Raw genomic sequence first — 26,008 nt, 5'->3', positions numbered from 1 at the left:
CAATAGTGCGATAAAAAAGCCAACCATAACGTCAGATTGGCCTTTCCAGTTTATTAGCGATTCACTGACTCTAAATAAGCAAGCTCTTCACTAAATAACTCCTGCTCCACTCGACGCCAGGTTTTACGGTAGTCCCATTCTGTAGATAAAGGCGACCAACCTAAACCATCAAGTAACATATTCGCGTTGTGCAGTACTGAGAATGGGTCTTGAATTCGCTGAATACATCGACTGTTCGATGCATTTTGCGCCAAAGCGTTTGAACCGAATGCAATAGACCAGTTGGCGAATACAATAGCATCAGAACCAATTGCGGGAGAAAACTTAAGATCACCACATTCTACCGCATTGTTCACCAGCGCATCAGCACCATCTATTACTTGTTCTTCCAAGTTATTCAGTTCATTCACACGTTTAGGCGAAGCCTTCTCTAGAACCCAAGGCGTCTTTGCAACAATCGCACAAGTTGATAGTACTGGCTCCATACGAGCGTAAATACGATAACCTACATGCATAGCAATGATTTTTTCTCTGGTATTGCCATTAAATTTGGCGGTACGTTCGAAAAATATTGCTTCGCTTTTCAGCGAATGAATACAAAGCGCAAGAATCACATCTTCTTTGCTGCAAAAATGATTGTAGATCGTCCCTTTAGAATAAGGGCTTGACGCTGTAAGCTTGTCCATCGTTAAGTTGGCAAAGCCTTGCTCTTGAACTAAAGACTTAGCCAATTGAATAAGCTCTATCTCACGATCAGCAATCGCCTGTTGCTTTTTTGTTAGCCCTGAAGACACACGACATCCGTCTTGCTTGCTATATTTTTTACAGCGAAAGTTAAACATAATCCTTTGATCCGTATACCAACACACTCCCAATAATTGTAACACGATTCTTTAATACAGGAACGCAACTAAAGTTGACGAACCGTCACAAATGACACTTCGTCATAATAGATCAAAAAACAAACATTTCAAGTATGAATTTATAATTAGAAGATAAATAGCTACCAATTATGCATACCCAAGTAGCTACAGGATGCTTGGTTCAACGAGAATGGTTTCTTTGTAGAGGAAGCGAGAGAGGCTTTGGGAGGAACTACGAAGGAAATCAGCATGTTAAAAATAACGAAAGTAGATGCTGAACAGGTATTATTCGAAATAAGCCCAAAACACTTTAAGTCTGAATTAAGAGCAAACACCGCTGAATGCCCTACTTACAAAGTATTTGCTGTCTTAGGCTTTTTCTTTTGCAACGCCCTTTCAGAAACTCTCTTCAAAAAAGGCTCAAAATCTATATAGATAGGCTTGGCTTATCACCTGCAGCTGCGATGGCATAACGAATATCATCAATAAATCGCCCCTCTGTCTCAATAATGCCGTCAGAGAATGTGACTGGCTGATGTGGCCCAGCAAGTAGAACAATATTAGTAAAATCAGAGACATTAAAGTTCTCTGCTACAACATTTTTGGAATGAAAATCGATGACGGTCTTTGCGACTTGATCTTCCAGTAACAAAAGCTGTTCTTCGGTAATTTTCATACGCGCCAAAGCAACGCGAACACACTTATCGTGGGTAGTCGTCTGCTCTTTTATGATTTCGGTATATTTGTCGTTGAGCTTGGAGTTTTCTGCATAGCTATAATATAAAGGCCCGTGCAGCGTTATATTTTTATCTTCATCAACGTAAACGAGATCCAACAACTCTAATGCTTTTAAGTAATCAGACATACTCTGCTCAGACAAGTCATACTTTTTCTTTAAAATAGAATAACCATCTTTACCTCGTAGCATTCTCAATTCACGATAAAAGTCGTAAAGGTGAGGGAATTGAAAGAATACCTCATCCTGCGTACGACTAAAGTAATCCTCGTCTTCACCTTGCAATTGATTTGCGAGCTTTTGTAGTTCATCTAACGTGCAATCAACCGCTCTACAATATTCCAGCAACTTATCTAAAGCGAGATTCGTGCTTGTAAGATGTCTCTTAAAGGTAGATAGTGGCATACCCATTTTCTCAGATAGCTCTCGATATGTTAGCCCTTTTGTTTTAATCGCTTGGCGTAATGCGGCTAGCAAGTATTCGGGAGTCAGATCTCTCATCTACAATTCCTTTTGGCAATGTTACAGCTGTATAGTATTTGTAACAATTTAGAACCGCTTGGCAAGGTATAAGTTCATATTTTTATAAGAAAAACATGAATTAATATACTAAAAGAATAATTCACACAAAAAATGAAAAATTCAATATGAATTCAATTTCATTATAGATGTAAAATAATATGCAAAATAAAAGTGAAGCAATTACTCTAAATTCTCGTGATTAATTTTAATAGTAACGTAAAGTTGAGAATATAAACCTATTCGCTCTGCAAAAATCTAGAATAATTAACCTAAAAGGAACAGAACGGTAAATGCATAATAATTCATCGCTCTCTATTAGCATTTTTGCAATGCTATTCAAGTAGACTAGTTCGCCAGTTTCACCGCAGTACCAAATGCCAAAATTTCCGAAGAACCATCTACGATTGAGCTTGTGGTAAATCGAATCCCTACAATTGCATCGGCACCTTTAGATTCAGCGTCCGCCACCATGCGCTGTATAGCAATATCACGCGCGTCGGTCATCATTTCCGTGTAACCACGAATTTCGCCGCCAACAATGCTCTTGATACCCGCCATGAGGTCACGGCCAATATGCTTTGATTGAACAACATTACCAGTTACAACCCCTCTGATTTCAGAGATCTGCTTGCCAGGAATGCTTTCGGTCGTTGTGTAGATCATTTTTAATCCCTTATAAACGTAAAAATTTATACCCAAGCTACCTTATAACTAACATAAGATGCTAACCAATAAATTGAGAAGACTGATAAACAATACTCTAAATAGCCAAGCTAAAAGTCATTTGGGTATAAATTTTAGCAATAAAAAAGGAGAGCTAATGCTCTCCTTCTCTTAATCCTAAACTGCTAATTAAAGAGCAGCTTTCGCTTTTTCAACTAGAACTGCAAATGCAGCTTTGTCGAATACTGCGATGTCCGCAAGGATCTTACGGTCGATCTCGATAGATGCTTTCTTAAGACCGTTGATGAAACGGCTGTAAGATAGACCATTTTGACGAGATGCCGCATTGATACGTGCAATCCATAGTTGACGGAATTGACGTTTCTTAGCGCGACGGTCACGGTAAGCGTATTGACCAGCTTTAGTAACTGCTTGGAAAGCTACGCGGTAAACGCGTGAACGCGCACCGTAGTAACCTTTAGCTTGTTTTAGAACTTTCTTATGACGTGCACGAGCTTGTACACCACGTTTTACGCGAGGCATTATGCTTCTCCTAAACTAAACGATTGATAACTAAAAAGAATTAAGCGTATGGCAACATACGGATTACTGCAGCCACTTCACATTTTGGAAGGATTGCATTCGGACGTAGTTGACGCTTGTTCTTAGTAGTACGCTTAGTCAGGATGTGACGTTTTGTAGCGTGCTTGTACTTAATACCACCAGCAGTTTTCTTAAAACGCTTAGCAGCACCTTTGTTGGTTTTCATCTTAGGCATGATGAATAACTCCGCATTGAGTAGGTTTAATAAACAACGTAATTAGGGCGAACAAAACCCAGCCGTTATGCCTTTATCGAAAGGAAAGCGGCTAGGTTTTAATTACTTGATGAGCCGTTAATTACTTCTTTTTAGGGGCTAGCACCATGATCATCTGGCGACCTTCAATCTTCTTAGGGAAAGATTCAACTACAGCAATTTCTGCAGTATCTTCCTTAAGACGATTTAGAACGTCAACACCGATGTCTTGGTGTGCCATCTCTCGGCCACGGAAGCGAATTGTTACTTTCACTTTGTTGCCTTCTTCAAGGAAACGCGTCAGGTTGCGTAGTTTTACCTGATAGTCTCCAATATCAGTTCCAGGACGGAATTTTACTTCCTTGATCTGGACCTGCTTTTGCTTCTTCTTCTGCTCTTTAGCAGTTTTGCTCTTCTCGAAGAGGAACTTACCATAGTCCATCACACGACAAACAGGTGGCTCGGCGTTAGGACTGATCTCAACGAGATCCATACCAGCTTCTTCAGCAGCTGCAATGGCTTCTTGAATCGATACAACACCAACTGATTCACCGTCAGCGCCTGTTAGTCGAACTTCACGAATACCACGAATTTCACCGTTGATACGGTGCGGGTTTTGTTTTACCGGCTGTTGGCCACGTCTTCCGCCTTTAATAGCTTATTCCTCCAGATTGAGCTTACGGCTAGAGATCTCGTCTTGGATGTATGCAATAAAATCATCCACTTTAAATTTACCAAGATCTTTACCTTTACGAGTACGCACTGCAATTTCGCCAGCTTCCATTTCTTGGTCACCAACAACAAGCATATACGGTACACGCTTCAAAGTATGTTCGCGGATTTTAAAGCCAATCTTCTCATTTCTCAAGTCCGCTTTAGCTCTAATTCCACTTTTTTGTAGTTTTTGTACTATTTCTTGAACATAACCTGACTGTTTATCAGTAATGTTCATAAGAACTGCTTGTTCTGGCGCCAACCAAGTTGGGAAGAAACCAGCATATTCTTCGATAAGGATACCGATGAAGCGCTCTAGTGAACCTAGAATCGCACGGTGAATCATTACCGGTACAAGACGTTCATTGTTTTCACCTACATAAGTAGCGCCTAGGCGACCTGGTAGGTTGAAGTCTAGCTGGACAGTACCACACTGCCACGCACGGTCTAAACAATCGTATAGTGTGAATTCAATCTTAGGTCCGTAGAACGCACCCTCGCCTTCTTGAATTTCGTATGGAATGTCCATCGATTCAAGAGACTGCTTCAATGCTTCTTCAGATTGATCCCAGATTTCATCTGAACCTACACGTTTCTCTGGACGAGTAGACAGTTTCACTACGATGTTGTCGAAACCAAATGTTTGGTACGTATCGTACACCATCTTGATACAGTTTGTTACTTCTTCTTGAATTTGGCTCTCAGTACAGAAAATGTGAGCGTCATCCTGAGTAAAGCCACGTACACGCATAATACCGTGTAGTGCACCAGATGGTTCGTTACGGTGACATGAGCCAAACTCAGCCATACGTAGCGGTAGGTCGCGGTACGATTTTAGACCTTGGTTGAAGATCTGTACGTGACCTGGACAGTTCATTGGCTTAATCGCGTATTCACGGTTCTCAGAAGAAGTTGTGAACATTGCATCAGCGTATTTGTCCCAGTGCCCAGAGCGTTCCCAAAGAACACGGTCCATCATAAGTGGACCTTTCACTTCTTGGTAACCGTACTCATCTAGCTTAGCGCGGATGAATACTTCTAGATCTCGGAAGATAGACCAACCATTGTGATGCCAGAACACCATACCCGGTGCTTCTTGCTGCATGTGGAATAGGTCTAGTTGCTTACCAATCTTACGGTGATCACGCTTCGCCGCTTCTTCTAGGCGAGTTAGGTGCGCTTTCAGTGCTTTCTTGTCGTGGAAAGCCGTACCGTAGATACGTTGAAGCATTTTGTTGTCGCTGTTACCACGCCAGTAAGCACCTGCAACATTCAGCAAAGTGAAGTGTTGACAGAAGCTCATGTTAGGAACGTGAGGACCACGACACATGTCGATGTATTCTTCATGGTGGTAAAGGCCTGGACGATCATCACGAGATACGTTTTCGTCTAGGATTTCCACTTTGTATGGTTCGCCACGTGATTCAAACGTATCACGCGCTTCCTGCCAGCTTACTTTTTTCTTAACCACTTCGTACTTGGTTTTCGCTAGCTCTTTCATACGCTTTTCAATCTTTTCAAGATCTTCTTGCGTTAGAGATTCGTCTAAGTCGATATCGTAGTAGAAGCCATTGTCGATGGTTGGACCGATCGCCATTTTAGCTTGAGGGTAAAGCTGCTTAAGAGCGTGACCAAGAAGGTGAGCACAAGAGTGACGAACGATTTCTAGACCGTCTACTTCATCTTTAACTGTGATGATTTCAAGGCTTGCGTCTTCTTCAATTAGATCACACGCATCAACGCGGTTACCGTTTACACGACCAGCGATAGTTGCTTTTGCAAGACCAGGACCGATCGATTGCGCAACTTCCATAGTAGAAACTGGGTTGTCAAATTGACGCTGACTGCCGTCAGGAAGAGTAATAATAGGCATGCTATGTCCTTTACAGTGGTGTTGCACACCAAGCAACACATGTTATTCAAATTAGAAGCTATTTGTTGAAAATAGTTGAGAGTCAATAAAGGCCTCTCGGTAACACGAATACCGGACCGTTATCGAAAATGGGATTGTACCTAGCTCACATTTAGAATGCAAAGCGCGATTTTGTTTTGTCATAAGAACTTAACCGCAGACCCGTCACGACAATCTGATCATGCTTTTTAAGAGACCGCATAACTTGTAAACGGAATTGCCCCCCAATGAACTTACACAACAAATTACAATATCGCCTATTACGTTTGAACCGATACAAAGCTTAACACGCTTGGCGAGAGCTCAACGTGCGATTTAGGTATATATTTGTTTTATAGAGTAGTTTTTATGTAGGTATTCATCATGGTCTATTTCAAATCGCGCTTCATGGTACTTCTAAGCACCTCGATATGTTCTTTGCAAGCCTTCGCATCAAATGACTTATATGGCCCGCTGCGTTCTTACGCACAATCCCCAATGCAAGTGGTTAGTCACACCAACATACTGCGTTCAGGACATAGTCTGCCCTCTGGTTTTGTCGAAGCCTATGGTTCGGGAACCGTGGCAAGTGTTTGGGCTCATACTGATGAATACGCACTGGATTATTACCACAATCAAATCGAATTAGGCAGCAAATGGCAAGTCAGCAACCGTTGGCAGTGGGAGCTCAACTATCGATGGGTCTTTGCCGCTGACAACCATTTAGATGGACTGACGAAAAGCTTCCATAAACTTTTCGGTATCGGACAAAATGGGCGGGATAAAGTAGACAGAGATCGTTTTTACATTTCAATGCCGCAATATAATGTGCTTGAAGATGATTTCGAAGGACAAACACTAGCCAATAACCTATCTACTTACTTACAGTATCAAGTGTTCCAAAATGAACATCACGGCCTATCGATTGGCGGCAGTTTGTATTTTAACGATGTGGCTCACGGTACTTTTCAAGGTAGCAGTTTCGAGCAAGGCTTCCAATTAAACTACAGCTACTTAAGTGATGCTCATGCATTTTATTCGATGATTGGCATGACTTTTCGCTCGGATGACCGTGCCTTGCTCGATCTGCCCTATCGACATAATACGATTGCCATTGCGGGTGGGTACCGTTATGCCTTAGAAGATAACCATCACCTGATGTTGGAATATCATTGGTATCAAGGCTCAACAGAAGGGCCCACAGAGTTTGCTGATGCCTCTAATGAACTGGTATTGGGCTATCGATATCTAATGGAAAATTCAGCGCTTGAGTTTTTAGCCGTAGAGAACGCAAGAAACATGGATAACAGTACCGATATCGCTTTCACAATAGGATATCGGTACATATTTTCATCAAGTTGATGAGAGCTATAGATTTAGCGTTGGTGCAACTGCGGCAGCGACTTGAGCATCGGTTGCATTGATCGGCAACGTAAACGAGCGATATTGGTCACCAGCCAAGCTGAGCGAACGGTCAATCTCTGCCAAACAATGCATGACCTGCCCTTCCAGAATAAAAGAGAGCTCAATTTCTTTTGATGAGATAAAGCCGCTGTTACGGAACTCTAGCTCTTGATAAATACCAGAGCGAGAGGCAAACGAGCCACCGCGCAAAAAGCCTTTTTCAACATCGGCTTTAACCATAGTGAAGCCAGCTTGCTCGATCGCTTGAATAACCCGAGATGCTACTGGTAGTGGTTTCACTTCAATATAGTCACGGTCACGCGGGTCAATCGCAAAATCAATATCTAACGTCGTCTCGACCCAAACATGACATTGATTCTTAAGTGCGCTAACCGCAGTAATTGGCGTTTCATCATGCAGTTTTAGCTCAAACGGAACCTGCTTTTCTTCATTAGGTTGAATCACAAAAGGGTCAACTGCTTTCAATTGATCAATAGTGAAGGTTTGGTAACTTACGCTATCATCCACTTCGACTTTCATTTCCGTGTTCAATTTAATCGTAATAGCATCAATTTGTTGTTCGACATCTCCGCCTTTGATATGAACATGCCCTTTCAGCGTCGCTCCTTGAAACACGCTCATTTCGTCCAAAATGGTATCTACTTTTGCAGAGCCGATCCCCAGTGATGCTTTCAATTTTTTAAACATATTTTTCCTTTTTTAGCGACTTTTCTTCTAATAATCGTTTGTTTACACAATTGTTTTCTGCTGTGCAAGCAATAGACCACAAGAAAATGTTTGAATTCAATCATCAAGCCAAATAATGCTCAACAGCAAGAGTCATTCAGCCCTGCAATAGGATTGTTCGGTCACTAAGCGGTACATTCGTCGAGAAATGTTTGCAATTTGTACCTAAATTAAGCAGTATTTGTATAGTCAAATAAAGGAAAATGATTATGTCTGCACCACTCTACATTCAAATTAAACAATTTATCCTGGATAAAATTGAGGCTGGAGAGTGGGTAGTTGGTCATCGCATCGCCACCGAGATTGAGCTTACCGAGCAATTTGGTGTCAGTAGAATGACAGTGAACAAAGCAATTCGGGATTTAGTTAATGAGGGCCGATTACAACGTCGCCCACGCTTAGGCACGTTCGTGTGTGATCCTGGTGAAAAGTCAGAATCTCCCCTGCTAGACATTCGAAACATTGCCGAAGAAGTCAGCGATAGAGGGCGAAAGTATGGCAGTAAAGTGCTCAAACAGATTGCTATAAAAGCAGATGACAACATTGCGACAAAACTCGGCGTTATGTTAGGCACGACAGTGTTTTACAGTGAAATTATTCACTATGAAGACCAAACGCCGATTCAATTGGAGCTCCGCTGGGTGAATAGCCAATATGCCCCGAGTTATTTAAATCAAGACTTCACACAAATCACTCCAAATCAATACCTGTCAGATAATTGCCCACTCAGCGCGATAGAACATACTGTAGAGGCAATTGTGCCTGAAAGCCGTATTAAGCAAGACTTAAAAATGCAAGCCAATGAACCTTGCCTTCTCTTGAATCGCAGAACGTGGAGCCAAGATAAGTTAGTCAGTACCGCCCTACTTTATCACCCTGGTAACAAGTATAAGCTGAGCTCAAAAGTGCTCATTTAAGGACAAGATTTGTCCTCTAGATCTACGTTTTGATCACATTTTAGCAACATCAATCTTGTCAGTGTTCTTATTTTGCTCTATTTATTTGTATATACATTTAATGATACAAATAAACACAGGGACACAAACATGGATTTGCTGATTGAAAACGCACGTCTAGTTACCATGCAATCGGGAGAATGCGGATACCTTCCAACGCCTCCAGCGCGCATTGGTATTAAATCTGGAAAAATCGTTGCGATCAGTACTTGTGCCATTGGTGAAGACGCACCGCAAACCGAGTCTCTGCTGTCTGCCCAACATTACGCTCAGAGTATCGACCTTCAAGGCAAGTTAGTTCTGCCAGGTTTGATCGACTGCCACACTCATCTTATTTACGCGGGCAATCGTGCCAACGAATTTGAAATGCGCTTAAACGGCGTGCCATATCAAGAAATTTCCAAACAAGGCGGTGGGATACTTTCAACGGTGCATGCGACGCGTTCAGCAACCGAAGCGCAATTAGTTGAGTTAGCGTTACCACGTTTAGATGGGTTACTCGCGAGTGGCGTCACTTCTGTCGAGGTGAAATCTGGCTATGGATTGACACTGAATGATGAAATAAAAATGCTCCGTGCCGCCAAAATGCTGGAGCAAGAGCGCAAAGTTAAAATCACCACTACACTTCTCGCCGCTCACGCCATTCCGCCAGAGTTCCAAGGTCGTGCAGATGATTATATTGAGCACATTTGTCAGGACATAATCCCTGTTGTCGCAAAGGAAGAATTAGCTACGAGTGTCGATGTTTTTTGTGAATCGATTGGTTTCAATCTTGAACAAACAGAAAAAGTGTTTGTAGCTGCAAAACGCCACGGCTTAAAGGTTAAAGGGCATACTGAGCAACTTTCTAATCTCGGTGGTACAGCCCTCACTGCGCAATACAACGGTCTGTCAGCGGATCACATCGAGTTTTTAGATGAGCAAGGTGTTAAAGCACTTGCTCGATCAAACACCGTCGCCACTCTATTGCCTGGCGCTTTTTATTTTCTAAGAGAGACTCAGTTACCACCGATTGAGTTATTGAGAGAGCATAACGTGCCAATGGCAATTGCTACGGACGTCAACCCAGGTACATCACCATTTTCTGATCTCACACTCATGCTGAATATGGCGTGCACGCTATTTCGCCTTACACCGCAAGAAGCACTGCGTGGTGTAACGCAACATGCAGCCAAAGCTCTGGGTTATCAAAACTCACGTGGCGAAATCAAAGTAGGGTTTGATGCGGACTTCTCTATCTGGGATATCGAAAGCCCTGCGGATTTAAGCTATCAAGTCGGAGCAAAACGTCTGGTAGGTCGTATAGTAAATGGTGAATACATTTCACACGGAGGCCAATAATATGTCTCAATTCGACCTACACTCTCCCCTATTTCATTGGCAAGGCCGTCATGATGCCGAGGACGGCAAGCTTGGTCAGCGAATTCATCACGTTGTTCAACGCCAAAAAGCAGATGAGTTGAGTGCCGTTGCGCATGGCGTCTCATTACTCGGTTTTGCTACCGACGCTGGCGTTGCGCGAAACAAAGGACGCATTGGCGCGAAAAAAGCGCCAGACTTAATCCGACGAGCACTCGCTAATTTAGCATGGCACCAAGACGCCCCGCTATATGACTTAGGTACTGTGGTGTGTGAAGACGACTTACTGGAAGAGAGCCAAACTCTATGTGCAGCAACTATTTCAAGCGCACTGCCCCATACGCCAGTCATCGTGCTAGGTGGTGGGCATGAGATTGCGTGGGCCTCCTTTTCCGGCTTAGCGGGGTATTTTAAAGAGCACTATCCAGAGAAGAAGCCTAAAATCGGCATTATTAATTTCGATGCTCATTTCGATTTGCGCGCATTTGAGAGCAACCTCGCCGACATAAGACCGAGCTCTGGTACACCCTTCAACCAAATTCACCATTTTTGTCAACGTAACGATTGGGACTTTCATTACGCTTGTATTGGTGTAAGCCGCAGTAGCAACACTAAAGCGCTATTTGAAAAAGCAGATGCGTTAAATGTTTGGTATGTAGAGGACAATCAGCTCTGCTACTTAAACCACAGTTATCACTTAACTCAGCTTCAGCATTTTATTGACGACTGTGACTACCTCTATTTGACCATTGATCTGGATGTATTTCCTGCCGCAACCGCACCTGGAGTCAGCGCACCAGCAGCTCGGGGAGTGAGTTACGACACTATTGCACCCTTTTTAGATCGAATTCTTCATTACAAAAATAAGTTAATGCTGGCTGATATCGCCGAATACAACCCAAATTATGACGTCGATAGTCAAACAGCACGATTAGCTGCCCGTTTGTGTTGGGATATCGCCAACGCAATGGCGGAAAAACAGCACAAACCATAATGCATCCCAGATGCCACTGATTATTACGACCAAGCAAGTACTTGGTCATCACGAGAAACTAAAGGAGTCTGAAATGACACAGCGCCAGGGACAAGATCCACGACTTGATACAAGCAGAACAATTCGTGCACCTCACGGAGATAAACTGCGCGCAAAATCTTGGCTAACCGAAGCCCCTCTTCGTATGCTGATGAACAACCTTGATCCTGATGTTGCAGAACATCCACATTCACTGGTTGTATATGGCGGCATTGGCCGAGCAGCGCGAAACTGGGAATGTTACGACAAGATTGTTGAAGTACTTGAAAGACTCGAAGATGACCAAACGCTTTTAGTTCAATCAGGCAAGCCTGTTGGTGTTTTCCCTACTCATAAAAATGCCCCACGCGTGCTTATCGCAAACTCAAACCTTGTTCCGCATTGGGCAAACTGGGAACACTTCAACGAGCTCGATAAACAAGGCTTGATGATGTACGGCCAAATGACCGCTGGCAGCTGGATATACATTGGCTCGCAAGGTATCGTACAAGGCACATACGAAACGTTCGTATCTGTTGCAAAAAAACACTTTGACGGTGAAGCAAAGGGCCGTTGGATTCTAACAGGTGGTCTCGGTGGCATGGGTGGTGCTCAACCTCTCGCTGGTACAATGGCGGGCTTCTCCATGATTGCAGTAGAGTGTGATGAGTCACGTATCGATTACCGCCTACGTACAGGCTATGTCGATAAGAAAGCGACTTCTTTAGATGAAGCGCTAGCTATCATTAAAGAGTCAGACACACCAGTATCGGTTGGTCTACTAGGTAATGCAGCAGACGTTTTCTCTGAGCTGGTAGAACGTAATATCACGCCTGATGTAGTAACAGACCAAACGTCTGCACACGACCCGCTCAATGGCTATTTACCACAAGGCTGGAGCATGTCTCACGCAGCAGAAATGCGTTTGCAAGATGAAGCAATGGTCGTAAAAGCAGCGAAAAAATCCATGGCTGTGCAAGTTCAAGCGATGTTAGAGCTGCAAAATCGCGGCGCCGCAACACTCGACTACGGTAACAACATCCGCCAGATGGCCTTGGAAGAAGGCGTAGAAAACGCATTTGATTTCCCTGGCTTCGTTCCAGCCTACATTCGTCCTCTATTCTGTGAAGGTATCGGTCCTTTCCGTTGGGCTGCTCTCTCTGGCGATCCTGAGGACATTTATAAAACCGACCAAAAAGTAAAAGAGCTAATTCCAGATAATCCGCACTTACATAACTGGCTAGATATGGCTCGCGAACGCATCCAGTTCCAAGGTTTACCTGCGCGTATTTGCTGGGTTGGTCTTAAAGATCGTGAGCGTCTTGGTCAAGCATTCAACGAAATGGTGAAAAATGGCGAACTTAAAGCGCCCGTTGTCATTGGTCGAGATCACTTAGACTCTGGCTCTGTAGCAAGCCCGAACCGTGAAACCGAAGGTATGATGGACGGTTCTGACGCCGTATCAGACTGGCCATTATTAAACGCGCTACTCAACACGGCGGGCGGCGCAACTTGGGTTTCACTGCACCACGGTGGTGGCGTAGGTATGGGCTTCTCGCAACACTCAGGTATGGTTATCTGCTGTGACGGCAGTGAAGATGCCTCACAACGTATTGCCCGCGTGCTGCATAACGACCCAGCAACAGGCGTGATGCGTCATGCTGATGCGGGATACGATATCGCTAAACAATGTGCAGCAGAGCAAGGGCTAGATTTGCCAATGCTCAACGAAGAACTGAAGAAGCTCAAGTAAGGATGAAAGAGATGTTAAATTTAACGCTAAAGCCGGGTCATATTAGCTTAAACGAACTACGCCAAGTGAGCCGTTCACCAGTCAACCTTACTTTGGATCCTGAAGCCATTCCGGCCATTGAAGAAAGCACACAGGTCGTAGACCGAGTCATCGCGGAAGATAGAACGGTTTACGGAATTAACACTGGTTTTGGGCTATTGGCTAACACACGAATAGCACCAGAAGATTTAGAAACACTGCAACGCAGTATCGTTCTTTCTCATGCGGCAGGTATCGGTGAGTTTATGTCAGATGAAACGGTTCGTCTGATGATGGTATTAAAAATCAATAGTCTGTCTCGTGGCTTTTCTGGGATTCGCCTAAAAGTCATTAATATGCTGACCGACCTAGTCAACGCACAAGTTTACCCTTGCGTACCTAAAAAGGGCTCTGTTGGCGCATCAGGTGACTTAGCTCCTCTAGCCCATATGAGCACTGTATTACTGGGAGAAGGACAAGCTCGCCACAACGGTAAAATCATTTCCGGGCAAGAAGCATTAAAAATCGCAGGTCTAGAGCCTATCACTCTGGCGCCAAAAGAAGGCTTAGCGCTACTAAATGGGACTCAGGCATCCACAGCGTTCGCATTGGAAGGCCTGTTTATCGCGGAAGACCTTTTCGCGTCAGCAACCGTTTGTGGTGCAATGTCTGTTGAAGCCGCTCTCGGCAGCCGACGTCCATTCGATCCGCGCATTCACCGTGTACGTGGTCATCGCAGCCAAATGGACGCAGCACTCGCATACCGTCATTTGTTAGACACATCGAGTGAAATAGGTGATTCGCACACTAACTGTGAAAAAGTACAAGACCCGTATTCTTTGCGCTGTCAGCCTCAAGTGATGGGTGCGTGTTTACAGCAAATCCGCAATGCGGCGGAAGTATTACAAGTAGAAGCGAACTCCGTATCAGATAATCCGTTGGTGTTTGCTGAAGATGGTGACATCATCTCTGGCGGTAACTTCCACGCGGAGCCTGTTGCAATGGCAGCCGACAACCTAGCACTTGCGATTGCCGAGATCGGCAGCTTGTCTGAACGTCGTATGGCATTACTTATCGATAGCGCGCTATCAAAACTGCCACCGTTCTTAGTCGACAATGGTGGTGTGAACTCTGGTTTCATGATCGCTCAGGTGACCTCTGCTGCGTTAGCAAGTGAAAACAAAACGCTCGCTCACCCAGCGTCAGTAGACAGCTTGCCAACATCTGCAAACCAAGAAGATCACGTGTCAATGGCAACATTCGCGGCTCGCAGATTGAAAGAAATGGGCGAAAACACTCGCGGTATTCTGGCGGTAGAATACCTCTCAGCAGCACAAGGCCTAGACTTTAGAGCACCAAACAAGTCCTCTGAGCGTATTGAGATTGCGAAACAAATGTTGCGTGAAAAAGTATCGTTCTACGATAAAGATCGCTACTTTGCTCCAGACATTGAACAGGCAAATACTCTGCTTAAGCTGGCTATCCACAACACGCTCATGCCAGAGAGCTTGTTACCAAGTGTTCAATAACCAAGCATAACTGGCATTTCATCGAATAAACAGATAATGACTTGAAGGCTCTACGTTCAGCGTGGAGCCGTTTTACATACGATTAAACATGTTGATGGCACTATTTATGAACGCCAGTCTACTTTGATGGCTATACTTTAAAAGATAGGCGAGCGAAAAGGTCGTTGTTTATTGTTTTCACAAATAAAAGCGTTGCTAAAGTATGCGTTTTTAACGGTTTATCCGCCGAAATAGTGTCTTATTGTTAGGATACGGTGAAGTTTTCACTGGATGGACCATTGCTACGCAGATATTCGCATATAATCCCACACAGTTTTGGTTACTACGTAAAAATTATGTTTCTAACACCTTATTTTTCAAACACTAATCACCAGTTTCAGTTCACTCGCGAACAAGCAAGCCACTTTGCAAAACGTGTCGCAGGTGACTACAACCCAATTCATGATGAAGACAACAAACGCTTTTGTGTCCCTGGAGATTTACTTTTCGCTGTGCTTCTTAGTAAAGAAGGCGTTAGCCAAAAGATGCGTTTTAACTTCTCTGGCATGGTAAACGATGGTGTAGCACTTCATATTGAAAATAAGTGTGACAAAGAAAGCGCTGTTGTTGACGAGGCAGGTAAAGAATACTTACACATGTCCCGTGAAGGTGAAACTAACCACGATCCGGCATTTATTGAGCATGTAGTGACAAATTACGTGCAATTTTCTGGTATGAACTTCCCTCACATCATGGTTCCTCTTATGGAAGAGAAGCAAATGATGATCAACTGCCAGCGTCCATTAGTTATTTATGAAAGCATGGAAGTCGAATTTTCACGCTTAGACCTTACGCATCCAGAGGTGGATTTCACTGGCGCAACATTCGACGTAGAAGGAAAACGAGGTGTAGTCACCTTAAACTTTGCGTTCAAAGAAGACGGTGAAGTCGTTGGTAAAGGTATTAAGCGCATGGTTGCAAGTGGCTTGAAGCCATATGACCAAGAAGCGGTTGACGACCTTGTACGCCGCTTTAATGAACGTAAGGATGCATTCCTAGCAAAGTTCGTTAAGGCAGCCTAGTCGACTGCCCTATCAGAAGCGCACAAAAAACGTGTTTACTAAAAGAAAGCCCAACGTCGACCGTTGGGCTTTCTTTTTATGTCTCATCCAAACAAAACTAAACGCAATGTTTAGAGCCAACGACGAACATGGTTTTTATAATCCACATACTCTTCACCAAACAATCGCTCTAAAACGCGTTCCTCAGGCTTGATTTGAAACCGATTCATATAACTGACAAATATCACGCCACAAAGCACCACACTCAAGTGCTGCCACCACAAACCAGTTGCTATGATTAGAAGCAATAATGCCGTGTACATAGGGTTGCGTGAAAAGGCAAACACACCAGTTCTTACAACAGAAGATGCCGCTTCAGGTTTTACTGGGTTCACTGTGGTTTTTACTTTGCGAAATTCATACACGCCAGCAATGCCCATGTAGCCAGACAACAAAGTTAATACACCTACTACAAATTCAACAAAGGGTACTCGAATGTTCATGCTCGGCGTCAAAACTTTAAGTCCGTACATCAAAAGTATGACTAGCAAAAACACCACAACAGGTGGGACTTTGAGTTCAAGTTTTCTCAAGATTCATATCCTTTGAAAGGGTCTAAATACGGTTTCTAAAAAGCCCAGTAAAACTGGGCTTGATTTAGTCCGATTACAACAAAGTTAACAGCGCCTGAACGGGATGCTTGGGCTTCGTTCCTTCAAAGCGTTTAACTTGGCTGCGGCAAGAATAGCCTGTAATCAAACATCTCTCGTTATCCAACTTATCTAAGCTCGGCTTCCAGCTTAAATTGTAAATGTCTTTCGACATCGACAACTTATCAACCTCATGACCAAACGTACCCGCCATACCACAACAACCAACAGGTACCGTATTCAAAACTGCACCAAAGTGAGCAAAAATAGCGCCCCACTCTTTTTCCGCATTTGGCATTTTGGTTTTTTCAGTACAGTGCGCAAACAGATACCAAGGTTCCTGCGCCTTATGCTCTCCGCTTTCAAACGCTTCTAGTCTTGGGTAAAGCCATTCGTGGGCTGTTAGTACATCGAAATTACCTCGCTTACTGCCAAGCACTTCAGCGTATTCATCTCGATAACACAGCACCAAAGCAGGATCGACGCCAACTAGTGGGATATCCAAATCCGCTACCATCGCCAAGAACTTCGCTGTGTCGGCTGCTGTGTCCTTAAACTGACGTAAAAACCCTTTAATGTGTTGTGCTTTACCATTCGGCTTAAACGGCAGAAGCACCGGATTCATACCCAGCTTTTTCAATAACTTAACGAAGTCTTCAACGACATCAGCGTCGTAGTAACTAGTGAATGGGTCTTGAACAATTAAAACATGCTTGCTCTTTTCAGACGAAGACAAACCACTGAGCGCTTGCAGATCATAAGGCGTTGTCAGCGACTCTACTCGTTGTTTCAAGGTGGGTACTGATAACAACGGCGCATCGACATACCCGACCGTAGATGCCGTTAAACTTTTCACCCACGACTGCTTCAAAACACCATTTACGACACCTGGCGTTTTCGCCATCATCGGCAGCATAGTCTCAATGTTGGCAACCAGATAGTCTTTTGCAGGACGTTGGTAACGAGAGTGATAGATGTTTAAAAAGCGCGAGCGAAAGCTCGGAACATCGACTTTAATCGGACACTGACTCGCACACGCTTTACACGCCAAACAACCATTCATCGCTTCATACACTTCGTGAGAGAAGTCATACTCGTGACGACGATTGATAGAATGACGTACGCGGTCAATCATGGTTTTGATTGATATTTTGTTTTCTAGTGTTTGCTTTTCTAAGTCAAGAATATCAATGCCTTGCTCAGTAAGCTGACGCAACCACTCGCGAACCAAACCCGCACGACCTTTCGGTGAATGACGACGATCGGCTGTTACTTTCATCGATGGACACATTGGCGAGCTAGTATCGTAGTTAAAACACAAACCGTTACCGTTACATTCCATCGCTTGTTTAAAGCTGTCACGTACTTGAACGTCAATCTGACGGTCATAGTAACCACGTTTGGTATCGGTAACTTTGACAAGCTCTGCATCACTATCCAGCGGTGTACAGATTTTGCCCGGGTTCATTTTGTTGTGTGGATCGAATGCCGCTTTCACACGTCTCAGTTCAGTAAACAACTCGTCGCCGAAAAACTCAGGGCCATATTCTGAACGGAAACCTTTGCCGTGTTCACCCCACATCAAACCGCCGTATTTCGCCACCAGCTTGACCACTTCATCAGAAACTTCGTGCATCAATGCTTCTTGGTGCGGGTCACACAAATCCAACGCAGGACGTACGTGAAGCACCCCTGCATCGACGTGACCAAACATGCCGTAATTCAGAGACTTGCTGTCTAACAGTTCTCGAAACTCTACAATGAAGTCCGCCAGGTTTTCTGGTGGCACACAGGTATCTTCAGCGAATGCGACCGGTTTAGCACGACCTTTTGCTGCGCCTAACAAACCCACCGCTTTTTTACGCATGTTGTAAATACGCCCAATGCTAGCTACATCGTTACAAACTTGGTAGCCGATAATGCCCGCTTCTTCTGTTTCCAACATGGTATCGAGCTTGGCGGTCAATGCTGCAACCTGAGCAGCAACTTCCTCTTCGTCCTGACCTGCGTATTCCACCATGTTGATGCCAAGCATCTCTTTATTTGGAACATCGGTAAGTAAATCGCTCACGGTGTGCCAAACGATATCTTGCTTCGCGAGATTAAGCACTTTTGAGTCAACGGTTTCTACAGACAGCGCTTTCGCCTCTACCATAAACGGTGCATTACGCAGTGCAGAATCAAAGCTGTTGTATTTAACGTTAACCAAAGTACGTGCTTTCGGAATTGGCGTCAGGTTCAGCTTTGCTTCGGTAATAAATGCCAATGAACCTTCCGCGCCGCACAGTACTCGTGTGATATCGAAACGGTTACCGTCTTCATTCAAGGCATTTTTTAAATCGTAGCCCGTTAAAAATCGGTTAAGAGGAGGAAACTTATCTACGATCTGCTGGCGTTTTTCACGACATACGGATTCCGTTACACGTAGCGCCTTGGCAGCAAACTCGCCTTCTTTTGGGTAACCATGAGACAAGTCCGACTCTAAAATTGAACCATCAGCAAACACCGCTTGTAGCGACAAAACATGATCGGATGTTTTTCCGTATTTCAGAGAACCTTGACCAGAAGCATCGGTGTTGACCATGCCGCCAATCGTTGCACGGTTACTGGTAGATAAGTCTGGAGAGAAGAAGTAGCCATAAGGACGAACAGCGTCATTTAACTGGTCTTTCACTACACCAGTTTGTACACGAACCCAGCCTTCTTTCTCATTAATCTCAAGCACTTTGTTCATGTGACGAGACATATCCACCACAATACCTTTGGTTAGCGACTGACCATTGGTCCCTGTGCCGCCACCACGAGGTGAAAAGGTAATTCGTTCGTACTTTTCTTTATTGCTCAGTTTCCCGAGGAGAGAAACATCTTCAGTCGTTTTGGGATGAACGACAGACTGAGGAAGTTGCTGGTAAACACTGTTGTCAGTGGCAACCGCTAGTCGGCTTGAATATTGGCTTTCGATATCGCCAGTGAATCCGGCGTGCTCAAGCTCTTTCAGAAAACTAAGAACAAGAGGATCGACATCAGTTTGCGAGTGTAATCTTGGTAACATTTGCTTCCTGCCCCTACGACGCTGATCCGATCAGCTGCGGGTTGTGTAATTATTTGCTCACTTCTCATACAAATTGGCGCTAAGCGAAAAAAAACACCACAAAAGAGTTAGTGAAGTAATATTCTTTGAATTTCGTCACTTTACAACATTTAAAAAGACGAGCAAATCAGAATCTCGATACAATAATTAAACTTATGCTTTATTTTTTCACGCTTGATGCCTTACATTGGGGAACGAATCGCGTTTCTAGATGAGTTTTCAGAATGAAAAAAAATAAAATTGTGACCACTGAAGATATCCTTCTCAAACTTTGCCAGTCTGTTTCTGGCGTACTTACTTCGGCGACATCTTCTCAAGTAAATTATTCAGCAATGGTGCAAAAAATCCACAAGACTAGCCTCAAACCAGATTTTGGCTGTTTTGTTCTGTTTGATGGCGGATTTACCGGGCTAGTTGTGATTAATTTTACGGCAAAAGCCGCACTGGAGATCTACACCAACTACATGCGTAATATGGGCATGCCAGAAGAAGAGCTGGCAATATCTCATACTTCTGACGAGGTAGGCGATGTTCTGGGTGAACTCATGAATCAACTGGTCGGAGACTTCACTAATAAAATTCGTAAAGACCTGCAAACGAACATCACACAAAACCAACCAAAAATGCTGGCGCTGAATAAGCAAGTTATCTTACAAGTTGATACCAACCTTGACCGCCCTCAAGCGCGCAGAGTGACATTCTCCACCGAAAACAACAATATTTTCTATCTCGAGCTAGCAATGGATAAAACTGAGTTCATCCAACTGGAAGAGTTTGAAGTTGCTGAAGACGAAAACCCAGACGACATTTTAGAGGCAACACGTAAACAGTTGGCTGAGAAAGAATCTAAATCGTCGGGATCAAACGATGATGCCGATGACTTGCTCAACCAGCTCGGGTTGTAATTCTAACGAATCTTAATGAAGAATGGCTTCTTAGACACAAGTACGACTTCATACTGATTACGACGAACTAAAACGCCAGCCTCGCTTAATGCGAGGCTTCTTTTTATGTGCAGAAATTATCTTCAGTCCCACCTTGTATTTCGTTTTTATGTCAAAAAAGGTAATATGTCTGACTTCATAAATTTTCTGCTTTCGTTACTGGTTGTCGATGGATAAACAAAAAGCTCTGAAAAAAATCGCCAAGTGCTTAGAACTGGGCAATTCCGCTAATGTTAATGAGGCTGCCAATGCTATCAAAATGGCACATCGCCTCATGCTTAAATATGGTCTCGATAAAGACGATATTGAGTTCATCAGAATGGGAAAAACACAATCTTCTCATCTGCTACCAGCGAACATCAGTTCTACCATATTGCGAGTGATTCGCGGCATTAACACAAAATTCGGTGTCGAAGCAGTATTGTTGAATCACAAAGGGCTCAAACGTGTCGAATTTATCGGTGAAGCAGATCGCGCTATTTTTGCTGCATTTGCTTTCGATATTGTTTATCGCGAGATGAACGAAAGTACCGGACAATTCCGAAACAGCTTTGCTGGCACCGGCACCTCTTCTCAGGAAGTGACTCGCCGTGTGAACTCATTTGTATCTGGCTGGGTGGAAGGCGCGATTGAAAAATTGCCAATTATTTCTCCAGATGAAGAGTCGGCCAATAAAATTAATGACTATATTGATAAAGAATTCCAAAACATTGACCGCGAAACGTTCAAGAAGCAATTGAAAGAAGCGATGAAAAACCTAACTGAAGACTACGAAGTGGGCTTAAAGAAAGGTAGAAAGGTTTCAGTTAACCGTGGAGTGGGCGGCGAACAAGCACGCAAAATGTTGGGCGATTCATCGAAATAGCCAGAATAGTAAAGGATTCACATAAGCAGCAATGACTTCGATGTCGATGGGGCTTACTTTGAGAGCTTTGGCAGTATTGATAGGAATTTTCTTACAGAAACTCTTATCAATCTTACTTTCTCATAACAAATATCAATGCTTGTTTATTCATAATTCGCATCCCATTATGAGGCATGGTTTCGCCTCAGTTTTATACGGAGATTTTCCCTTGAAAAAGATGCCTATTGCACTAGCTCTAGTGCTAGCTCTTACTGGCTGTCAAGCCACTCAACGCCAAAATGCAACAACGGGTGAATACGAAACTAACTCCACCACGCAAGGCGCGCTTATTGGTGCGATCGCTGGCGCAGCAATCGGCCTAGCAACGGGTGATGATGCTAAAGAACGTCGTCAGCATGCACTCATTGGTGCAGCCGCAGGCGGAGCGACTGGCGCTGGCGTTGGTTACTACTTTGACCAACAAGAAGCGGAATTACGTCGCGCTTTGCTAAACTCTGGCGTACAAGTTCAGCGTGTTGGTGAAAATCAGCTTTTACTGCGTATGGAAAACGGTATCGGCTTCTCTTCAAGCTCTTACCAGCTTGATGCTAGTATCCATAATACTCTACGCGGTGTTGCTCGCATCCTAGTTGAGTACCCAGATACCAGTCTCGTTATTGACGGTTACACGGATAGCACAGGTAGTGAGTCATACAACCAAACGTTGTCAGAGCGCCGTGCAGAGTCCGTACGTCAATTCCTAGTATCTCAAAACGTTGCACCTGGTCGTGCAATTGCACGCGGCTACGGCGAACGTAACCCAATTTGCTCAAACCAAACTTCTGAAGGTCGTGCGTGCAACCGTCGTGTTGAAATCCAGATCTTGCCACTGAAGTAATTTGGTTGCACCATAACGGTAATAATAAAAAATTACCGGAGCAGGCCTAACCATTATCGTTAGGCCTGACATATTGATGTCTGTCAAAACGTCTGCCCTACTCTGCTTATTTAGCCTCAGCTTTTCTGGTTACTCGCTTGCCTCTCAAGCTCCAAATGACCCCATCGAACAATACGAGTACGCACAACAATTATTGGCATCAAACGAAGCTGAAGCCTCACCAGAAACGCGCTACTGGCTAGAGCAATCCGCCAACCAAGGTTACCTCCCTGCACAAAAACAGCTCGCGAACGACTTTGCTAAAGGGATCAATGGTGAAAAAAATGAAACACAAGCGTTATATTGGCTAACCTCTATCGCACTCAATGACCCAACCGATCGTGGCTTTCTTCTCGCCGATTTTATTCAGCGCAATCCAGATAAGGTCACAACTTCTCAATTGACTGAAGCCTTGTATCAAATGGCTTCTCAGCATAATCCAGCAGCAGAACAAGCTTATAATCAACTATTAGAGCAGCGCTTCAACCAACTGCGAGCTAAACAAGTCTCGCAAATAAAGTCGCTCGATAAAAAGGCTGAGCAAGCACAGGAAGAGAAAAGCACAGTTGCAAACCCCAAAGTAGAACACTCGCAGTTTTTATGGCTGATCTGGCTAGCGGCGATACTCATCATCAGCGGCTTAAGTTTCCTCGTGATCAAAAACCTCAAGCAGAATAGAAAAGCGCGTGAAGCCAAAGAGGAAAGCCAAAATCAACGAATGGCGGAAAAAATAAAAGAGCTAGAGTTTACGAACAAGCAACTGAAGCGTCAGTTAGAGAAACTATTCAGAGAATTTAAGAAATCCAAAACTCAGGCAGAAAACCATAAGCTAAGCGTCGCGTGTGCTATGTTTGGCTACACACCACAAACCATCCCTGATTTACAGGCAATCAAGCTACGCTATAGACAGTTATCAAAGCTTTATCATCCTGACACAAGGGGCAGTGAAGAAGAAATGAAGCGACTCAATCATGCCTTTAAGCTCGTTTCACAAAATGTTACAAAACAGTAAAAATAGGTCAGGATACTTTGGCTGCCATGCTTCTATTCCCATATAATCAAACACCGCAATCGATCTCCCTCTCAAACAAATTAACAGACATTTAACTTAAGTCGCGCTTTTATGCCATAATGCCCGGCGCAAAATAACACCTAACGACTCAAATTAATCTAGGTGGGGAGAAAATCAATGTTCACTGAAGAAGGCACCTGTGATTGGTGTAAAAAACCTAGCCTTGTAACTCGTCACGATTATTTAGATGGCAAGCACCACTACTCATGTAAAGCTTGCTACGATATGGCGAAAATCGACGTGCGCCTATTTAACCTAGGCGAATTACAAATGCGCGAACGCTTGCAACGAGCGAGCTAAGCAAGACGGAATCAACGGAACTGATTTTCAAAGGCGCCTTTTAAGGCGCTTTTTTGATCGGCCAAGCCCTATTTCCAATCTCTATCTCGTATTCCCTCCTATCTTACATAGCACGTCGCATCGGTTATCAGCCCTCTCTTACTGTATACAAACCACTTTCCGTGAAAAACACCTGTATATACAGTAGTAAACCCCTGTATGTCTCTCGTCCAGTTTTCTACTCACCTCACATTTTTAAATTGATGTTAGACATATCAAAAATGAAAAACAACCACATAAATTCAATTACTTAGAATCAAATCCTTTTATTTCCTTCTCAAAAAACCGCAAATAACTTTTGAGAAACTGGTTGATCAGGTCACCAAAACAAACTACTGTATACACATACAGCATGTATAAAGGAACAGTAAGATGCAGTTACAAAGTCAATCTCATACATACTCTCGTTACAACGTATTGGCACAAGCAACTAAGCCCATGGCCGTTTCGGATCAGCTTCTATCTAAGCTGGCTGTTTTATCGCAGCAGAAACAATGGATTTTGTTTACAGCAGACTGCCCTCGTCCAGACTTTGAACAACTCACTGCTTCTAATATTTGCTGTAAAAACGTTATTCAAATGAAGCCCTCTCAACAGCTTTCAGAAGTCGAGATCGTGATCAAAGCCATCCGATCAGGCAATGCCAGTGCTGTTGTTGCATCAAATAAAATTGCACTTATGAATCAATCTATGTTGCGCGACATGGCGCAGCGCTATCAGTGTGAAGTCTTTTTCGTCGAAGGCAGAGTTAATAAGTACCACTAATAAGTTCGACGTTATCCATCCTGCATCTCGCCTCCTTTTTAAGGGGGCATTTTTTGTATTAAAGAAAACAAGCAAACGTTTGCTTTTTCTCTGGCGAGTTAAAATAGTTCTGGTATGATGCCCACATTCGATTTATTCAGCGCCCACATTTTGCTGAATATCTTCTCTTTCTGACGTTTGATTAAGATGATAGGAATGTCGCAATGAGCCTTGCTAATCAAGTACTTGCCGTCAATGACGACCTGCCAATTCGCACCCATAAACCCGTTCATAGTGGAAAAGTTCGTTCAGTTTACTGGTTAACTGATGAAGACAGCGCCCGACTGATCAAAGAAAAAGGATACAATGTCGCGCCAGATGCGCCTTTGGCTATCATGGTGATTAGCGACCGAATCTCTGCGTTCGATTGTATTTGGCATGCTGAAGGTGGTCTTAATGGTGTCCCGGGTAAAGGGGCTGCGCTTAATGCGATTTCTAATCACTGGTTCAAACTGTTCAAAGAAAATGGCTTAGCAGATAGCCATATTCTAGACATTCCTCACCCTTTTGTTTGGATTGTACAAAAAGCCAAACCGGTAAAAATCGAAGCCATCTGCCGCAAATACATCACGGGTTCGATGTGGCGCGCTTACGCAAATGGCGAGCGCGAGTTTTGTGGAATCCAACTTCCTGAAGGGTTAGAAAAAGACAAAGCACTGCCAGAGTTGCTAATGACCCCATCCACAAAAGGCATTCTAAAAGGCATTCCCGGTGTGCCAGAAGCGGATGACGTTAATATTACTCGTCAAAATATCGTAGACAACTACGAAGCATTTAACTTCTCAAGTGCGGACGATATCGCACTCTACGAAAAACTGCTGAAAGAAGGCTTTAACGTTATCAGCCAAGCATTAGAAGCAATTGACCAAATCTTTGTCGATACCAAATTCGAATTTGGTTATGTTCATGATGCTGCTGGCAATGAAAAGCTGATTTACATGGATGAAGTGGGTACACCAGACTCGTCTCGTATATGGGATGCTAAAGAGTACCAAGCAGGTCACATCGTAGAGAACTCAAAAGAAGGTTTCCGCCAGTTCCTACTTAACCACTTCCCTGACCCAGATATCTTGCTAAATAAAGAACGTATGCCAGAGCGTGAAGCACTCGCTCGTGATAATGCTTTACCCGTCGAATCTTTGATGGCGATTTCGAGCACCTACATTGGTATTGCCGAGAAGATTACAGGCAAGCCGATTCATTTGAGTGAGAATCCGAAAGCGGAAATCATCGAAGTTCTGAGCAAAGAATACGGATTGATTGACTAGCACTGTCGCTAGATTGCTAAATGCTTTCCAATAAAAAGTCCGCACTAGCTTGCGGA

At 43.8% G+C, this 26,008-nt stretch carries 25 protein-coding genes; 15 read left to right on the top strand and 10 right to left on the bottom strand.

Going from position 1 to position 26,008, the window contains the following annotated elements; all coding sequences use genetic code 11:
* Positions 1 to 53: 53 nt before the first annotated feature.
* Positions 54 to 842: a TetR/AcrR family transcriptional regulator gene (locus R7D93_RS08545; protein ID WP_005377913.1), complete on the bottom strand. Its 789-nt coding sequence runs from the start codon at positions 840 to 842 to the stop codon at positions 54 to 56.
* Positions 843 to 1,112: 270 nt separating this feature from the next.
* Between R7D93_RS08545 and R7D93_RS08540 the strand changes: the two genes are divergently transcribed.
* Positions 1,113 to 1,298 carry a hypothetical protein gene (locus tag R7D93_RS08540; protein WP_005377915.1) on the top strand — a complete coding sequence of 62 codons (186 nt, stop codon included), beginning with the start codon at positions 1,113 to 1,115 and terminating at the stop codon, positions 1,296 to 1,298.
* Here the strand turns inward: R7D93_RS08540 and R7D93_RS08535 are convergent.
* From R7D93_RS08535 to thrS, 6 genes are all read right to left on the bottom strand, one after another.
* Entirely contained in the window at positions 1,291 to 2,100 is an 810-nt protein-coding gene (locus R7D93_RS08535) for a helix-turn-helix domain-containing protein (protein WP_005385480.1), read from the bottom strand. The genes R7D93_RS08540 and R7D93_RS08535 overlap by 8 nt on opposite strands.
* 366 nt (positions 2,101 to 2,466) lie before the next feature.
* Complete coding sequence (locus R7D93_RS08530; RefSeq protein WP_130546017.1) at positions 2,467 to 2,784, bottom strand: heavy metal-binding domain-containing protein; 318 nt, start codon at positions 2,782 to 2,784, stop codon at positions 2,467 to 2,469.
* 189 nt (positions 2,785 to 2,973) lie between these two features.
* Complete coding sequence (rplT, locus tag R7D93_RS08525) at positions 2,974 to 3,327, bottom strand: 50S ribosomal protein L20 (protein WP_004727974.1); 354 nt, start codon at positions 3,325 to 3,327, stop codon at positions 2,974 to 2,976.
* Positions 3,328 to 3,367: 40 nt separating this feature from the next.
* Positions 3,368 to 3,562, bottom strand: a complete 195-nt coding sequence (rpmI, locus tag R7D93_RS08520; RefSeq protein ID WP_005377932.1) for a 50S ribosomal protein L35 — start codon at positions 3,560 to 3,562, stop codon at positions 3,368 to 3,370.
* Between the two features lie 121 nt (positions 3,563 to 3,683).
* Positions 3,684 to 4,235 carry a translation initiation factor IF-3 gene (infC, locus tag R7D93_RS08515; protein WP_080276913.1) on the bottom strand — a complete coding sequence of 184 codons (552 nt, stop codon included), beginning with the start codon at positions 4,233 to 4,235 and terminating at the stop codon, positions 3,684 to 3,686.
* Between the two features lie 3 nt (positions 4,236 to 4,238).
* On the bottom strand, positions 4,239 to 6,167 hold the full coding sequence (thrS, locus tag R7D93_RS08510) for a threonine--tRNA ligase (RefSeq protein ID WP_005395892.1): 1,929 nt from the start codon (positions 6,165 to 6,167) through the stop codon (positions 4,239 to 4,241).
* A 402-nt stretch (positions 6,168 to 6,569) separates the two neighbouring features.
* On the opposite strand from thrS, the gene R7D93_RS08505 reads away from it, so the two are divergent.
* A complete protein-coding gene (locus R7D93_RS08505) occupies positions 6,570 to 7,547 on the top strand; it encodes a DUF3187 family protein (protein ID WP_085569565.1) in 978 nt (325 codons plus the stop codon).
* A 6-nt stretch (positions 7,548 to 7,553) separates the two neighbouring features.
* Here R7D93_RS08505 and R7D93_RS08500 read toward each other — a convergent pair whose 3' ends face one another.
* On the bottom strand, positions 7,554 to 8,297 hold the full coding sequence (locus R7D93_RS08500; protein WP_017821818.1) for a sporulation protein: 744 nt from the start codon (positions 8,295 to 8,297) through the stop codon (positions 7,554 to 7,556).
* A 248-nt stretch (positions 8,298 to 8,545) separates the two neighbouring features.
* Here R7D93_RS08500 and hutC point away from each other — a divergent pair, with 248 nt between their 5' ends.
* The 6 genes from hutC to R7D93_RS08470 all read left to right on the top strand — a co-directional run bounded on the left by hutC (position 8,546) and on the right by R7D93_RS08470 (position 16,024).
* Positions 8,546 to 9,253, top strand: a complete 708-nt coding sequence (gene hutC / locus R7D93_RS08495; RefSeq protein WP_017634851.1) for a histidine utilization repressor — start codon at positions 8,546 to 8,548, stop codon at positions 9,251 to 9,253.
* A 129-nt stretch (positions 9,254 to 9,382) separates the two neighbouring features.
* The gene (gene hutI, locus R7D93_RS08490; protein WP_054576441.1) at positions 9,383 to 10,633 is read left to right on the top strand and encodes an imidazolonepropionase; all 1,251 of its coding nucleotides are present in this window, start codon (positions 9,383 to 9,385) and stop codon (positions 10,631 to 10,633) included.
* 1 nt (position 10,634) lies between these two features.
* Positions 10,635 to 11,645: a formimidoylglutamase gene (gene hutG / locus R7D93_RS08485; protein ID WP_054577916.1), complete on the top strand. Its 1,011-nt coding sequence runs from the start codon at positions 10,635 to 10,637 to the stop codon at positions 11,643 to 11,645.
* A 73-nt stretch (positions 11,646 to 11,718) separates the two neighbouring features.
* Positions 11,719 to 13,416, top strand: a complete 1,698-nt coding sequence (hutU, locus tag R7D93_RS08480; protein ID WP_054578031.1) for a urocanate hydratase — start codon at positions 11,719 to 11,721, stop codon at positions 13,414 to 13,416.
* An 11-nt stretch (positions 13,417 to 13,427) separates the two neighbouring features.
* Complete coding sequence (hutH, locus tag R7D93_RS08475; RefSeq protein WP_017821814.1) at positions 13,428 to 14,963, top strand: histidine ammonia-lyase; 1,536 nt, start codon at positions 13,428 to 13,430, stop codon at positions 14,961 to 14,963.
* Positions 14,964 to 15,298: 335 nt separating this feature from the next.
* The gene (locus R7D93_RS08470) at positions 15,299 to 16,024 is read left to right on the top strand and encodes a DUF3581 domain-containing protein (RefSeq protein ID WP_017821813.1); all 726 of its coding nucleotides are present in this window, start codon (positions 15,299 to 15,301) and stop codon (positions 16,022 to 16,024) included.
* Between the two features lie 110 nt (positions 16,025 to 16,134).
* Here the strand turns inward: R7D93_RS08470 and R7D93_RS08465 are convergent, their stop codons facing one another.
* Both R7D93_RS08465 and R7D93_RS08460 read right to left on the bottom strand, forming a co-directional pair.
* The gene (locus R7D93_RS08465) at positions 16,135 to 16,596 is read right to left on the bottom strand and encodes a methyltransferase family protein (RefSeq protein ID WP_005377951.1); all 462 of its coding nucleotides are present in this window, start codon (positions 16,594 to 16,596) and stop codon (positions 16,135 to 16,137) included.
* Between the two features lie 73 nt (positions 16,597 to 16,669).
* Positions 16,670 to 19,705: an FAD-binding and (Fe-S)-binding domain-containing protein gene (locus R7D93_RS08460; protein ID WP_213868404.1), complete on the bottom strand. Its 3,036-nt coding sequence runs from the start codon at positions 19,703 to 19,705 to the stop codon at positions 16,670 to 16,672.
* Positions 19,706 to 19,968: 263 nt separating this feature from the next.
* Between R7D93_RS08460 and R7D93_RS08455 the strand changes: the two genes are divergently transcribed.
* The 7 genes from R7D93_RS08455 (at position 19,969) to R7D93_RS08425 (ending at position 25,952) form a co-directional block, all read left to right on the top strand.
* The gene (locus R7D93_RS08455; protein ID WP_005388843.1) at positions 19,969 to 20,649 is read left to right on the top strand and encodes a DUF3334 family protein; all 681 of its coding nucleotides are present in this window, start codon (positions 19,969 to 19,971) and stop codon (positions 20,647 to 20,649) included.
* A 208-nt stretch (positions 20,650 to 20,857) separates the two neighbouring features.
* On the top strand, positions 20,858 to 21,553 hold the full coding sequence (locus R7D93_RS08450) for a DUF2786 domain-containing protein (RefSeq protein ID WP_005377954.1): 696 nt from the start codon (positions 20,858 to 20,860) through the stop codon (positions 21,551 to 21,553).
* Between the two features lie 217 nt (positions 21,554 to 21,770).
* The gene (locus tag R7D93_RS08445; RefSeq protein ID WP_005377956.1) at positions 21,771 to 22,430 is read left to right on the top strand and encodes an OmpA family protein; all 660 of its coding nucleotides are present in this window, start codon (positions 21,771 to 21,773) and stop codon (positions 22,428 to 22,430) included.
* Between the two features lie 76 nt (positions 22,431 to 22,506).
* Complete coding sequence (locus R7D93_RS08440; protein ID WP_225495579.1) at positions 22,507 to 23,481, top strand: J domain-containing protein; 975 nt, start codon at positions 22,507 to 22,509, stop codon at positions 23,479 to 23,481.
* Between the two features lie 177 nt (positions 23,482 to 23,658).
* A complete protein-coding gene (locus R7D93_RS08435) occupies positions 23,659 to 23,841 on the top strand; it encodes a hypothetical protein (RefSeq protein ID WP_213892209.1) in 183 nt (60 codons plus the stop codon).
* 411 nt (positions 23,842 to 24,252) lie between these two features.
* Positions 24,253 to 24,645: a SulA-like leucine-rich domain-containing protein gene (locus R7D93_RS08430; RefSeq protein WP_005377962.1), complete on the top strand. Its 393-nt coding sequence runs from the start codon at positions 24,253 to 24,255 to the stop codon at positions 24,643 to 24,645.
* Positions 24,646 to 24,848: 203 nt separating this feature from the next.
* On the top strand, positions 24,849 to 25,952 hold the full coding sequence (locus R7D93_RS08425; protein ID WP_064376418.1) for a phosphoribosylaminoimidazolesuccinocarboxamide synthase: 1,104 nt from the start codon (positions 24,849 to 24,851) through the stop codon (positions 25,950 to 25,952).
* Positions 25,953 to 26,008: the final 56 nt, after the last annotated feature.

Source organism: Vibrio sp. YT-15, assembly GCF_033337445.1.
Lineage (GTDB): Bacteria > Pseudomonadota > Gammaproteobacteria > Enterobacterales > Vibrionaceae > Vibrio > Vibrio alginolyticus.
The sequence above is the reverse complement of the archived record's forward strand: the minus strand, read 5'-3'. Positions and strand labels throughout refer to the sequence as shown.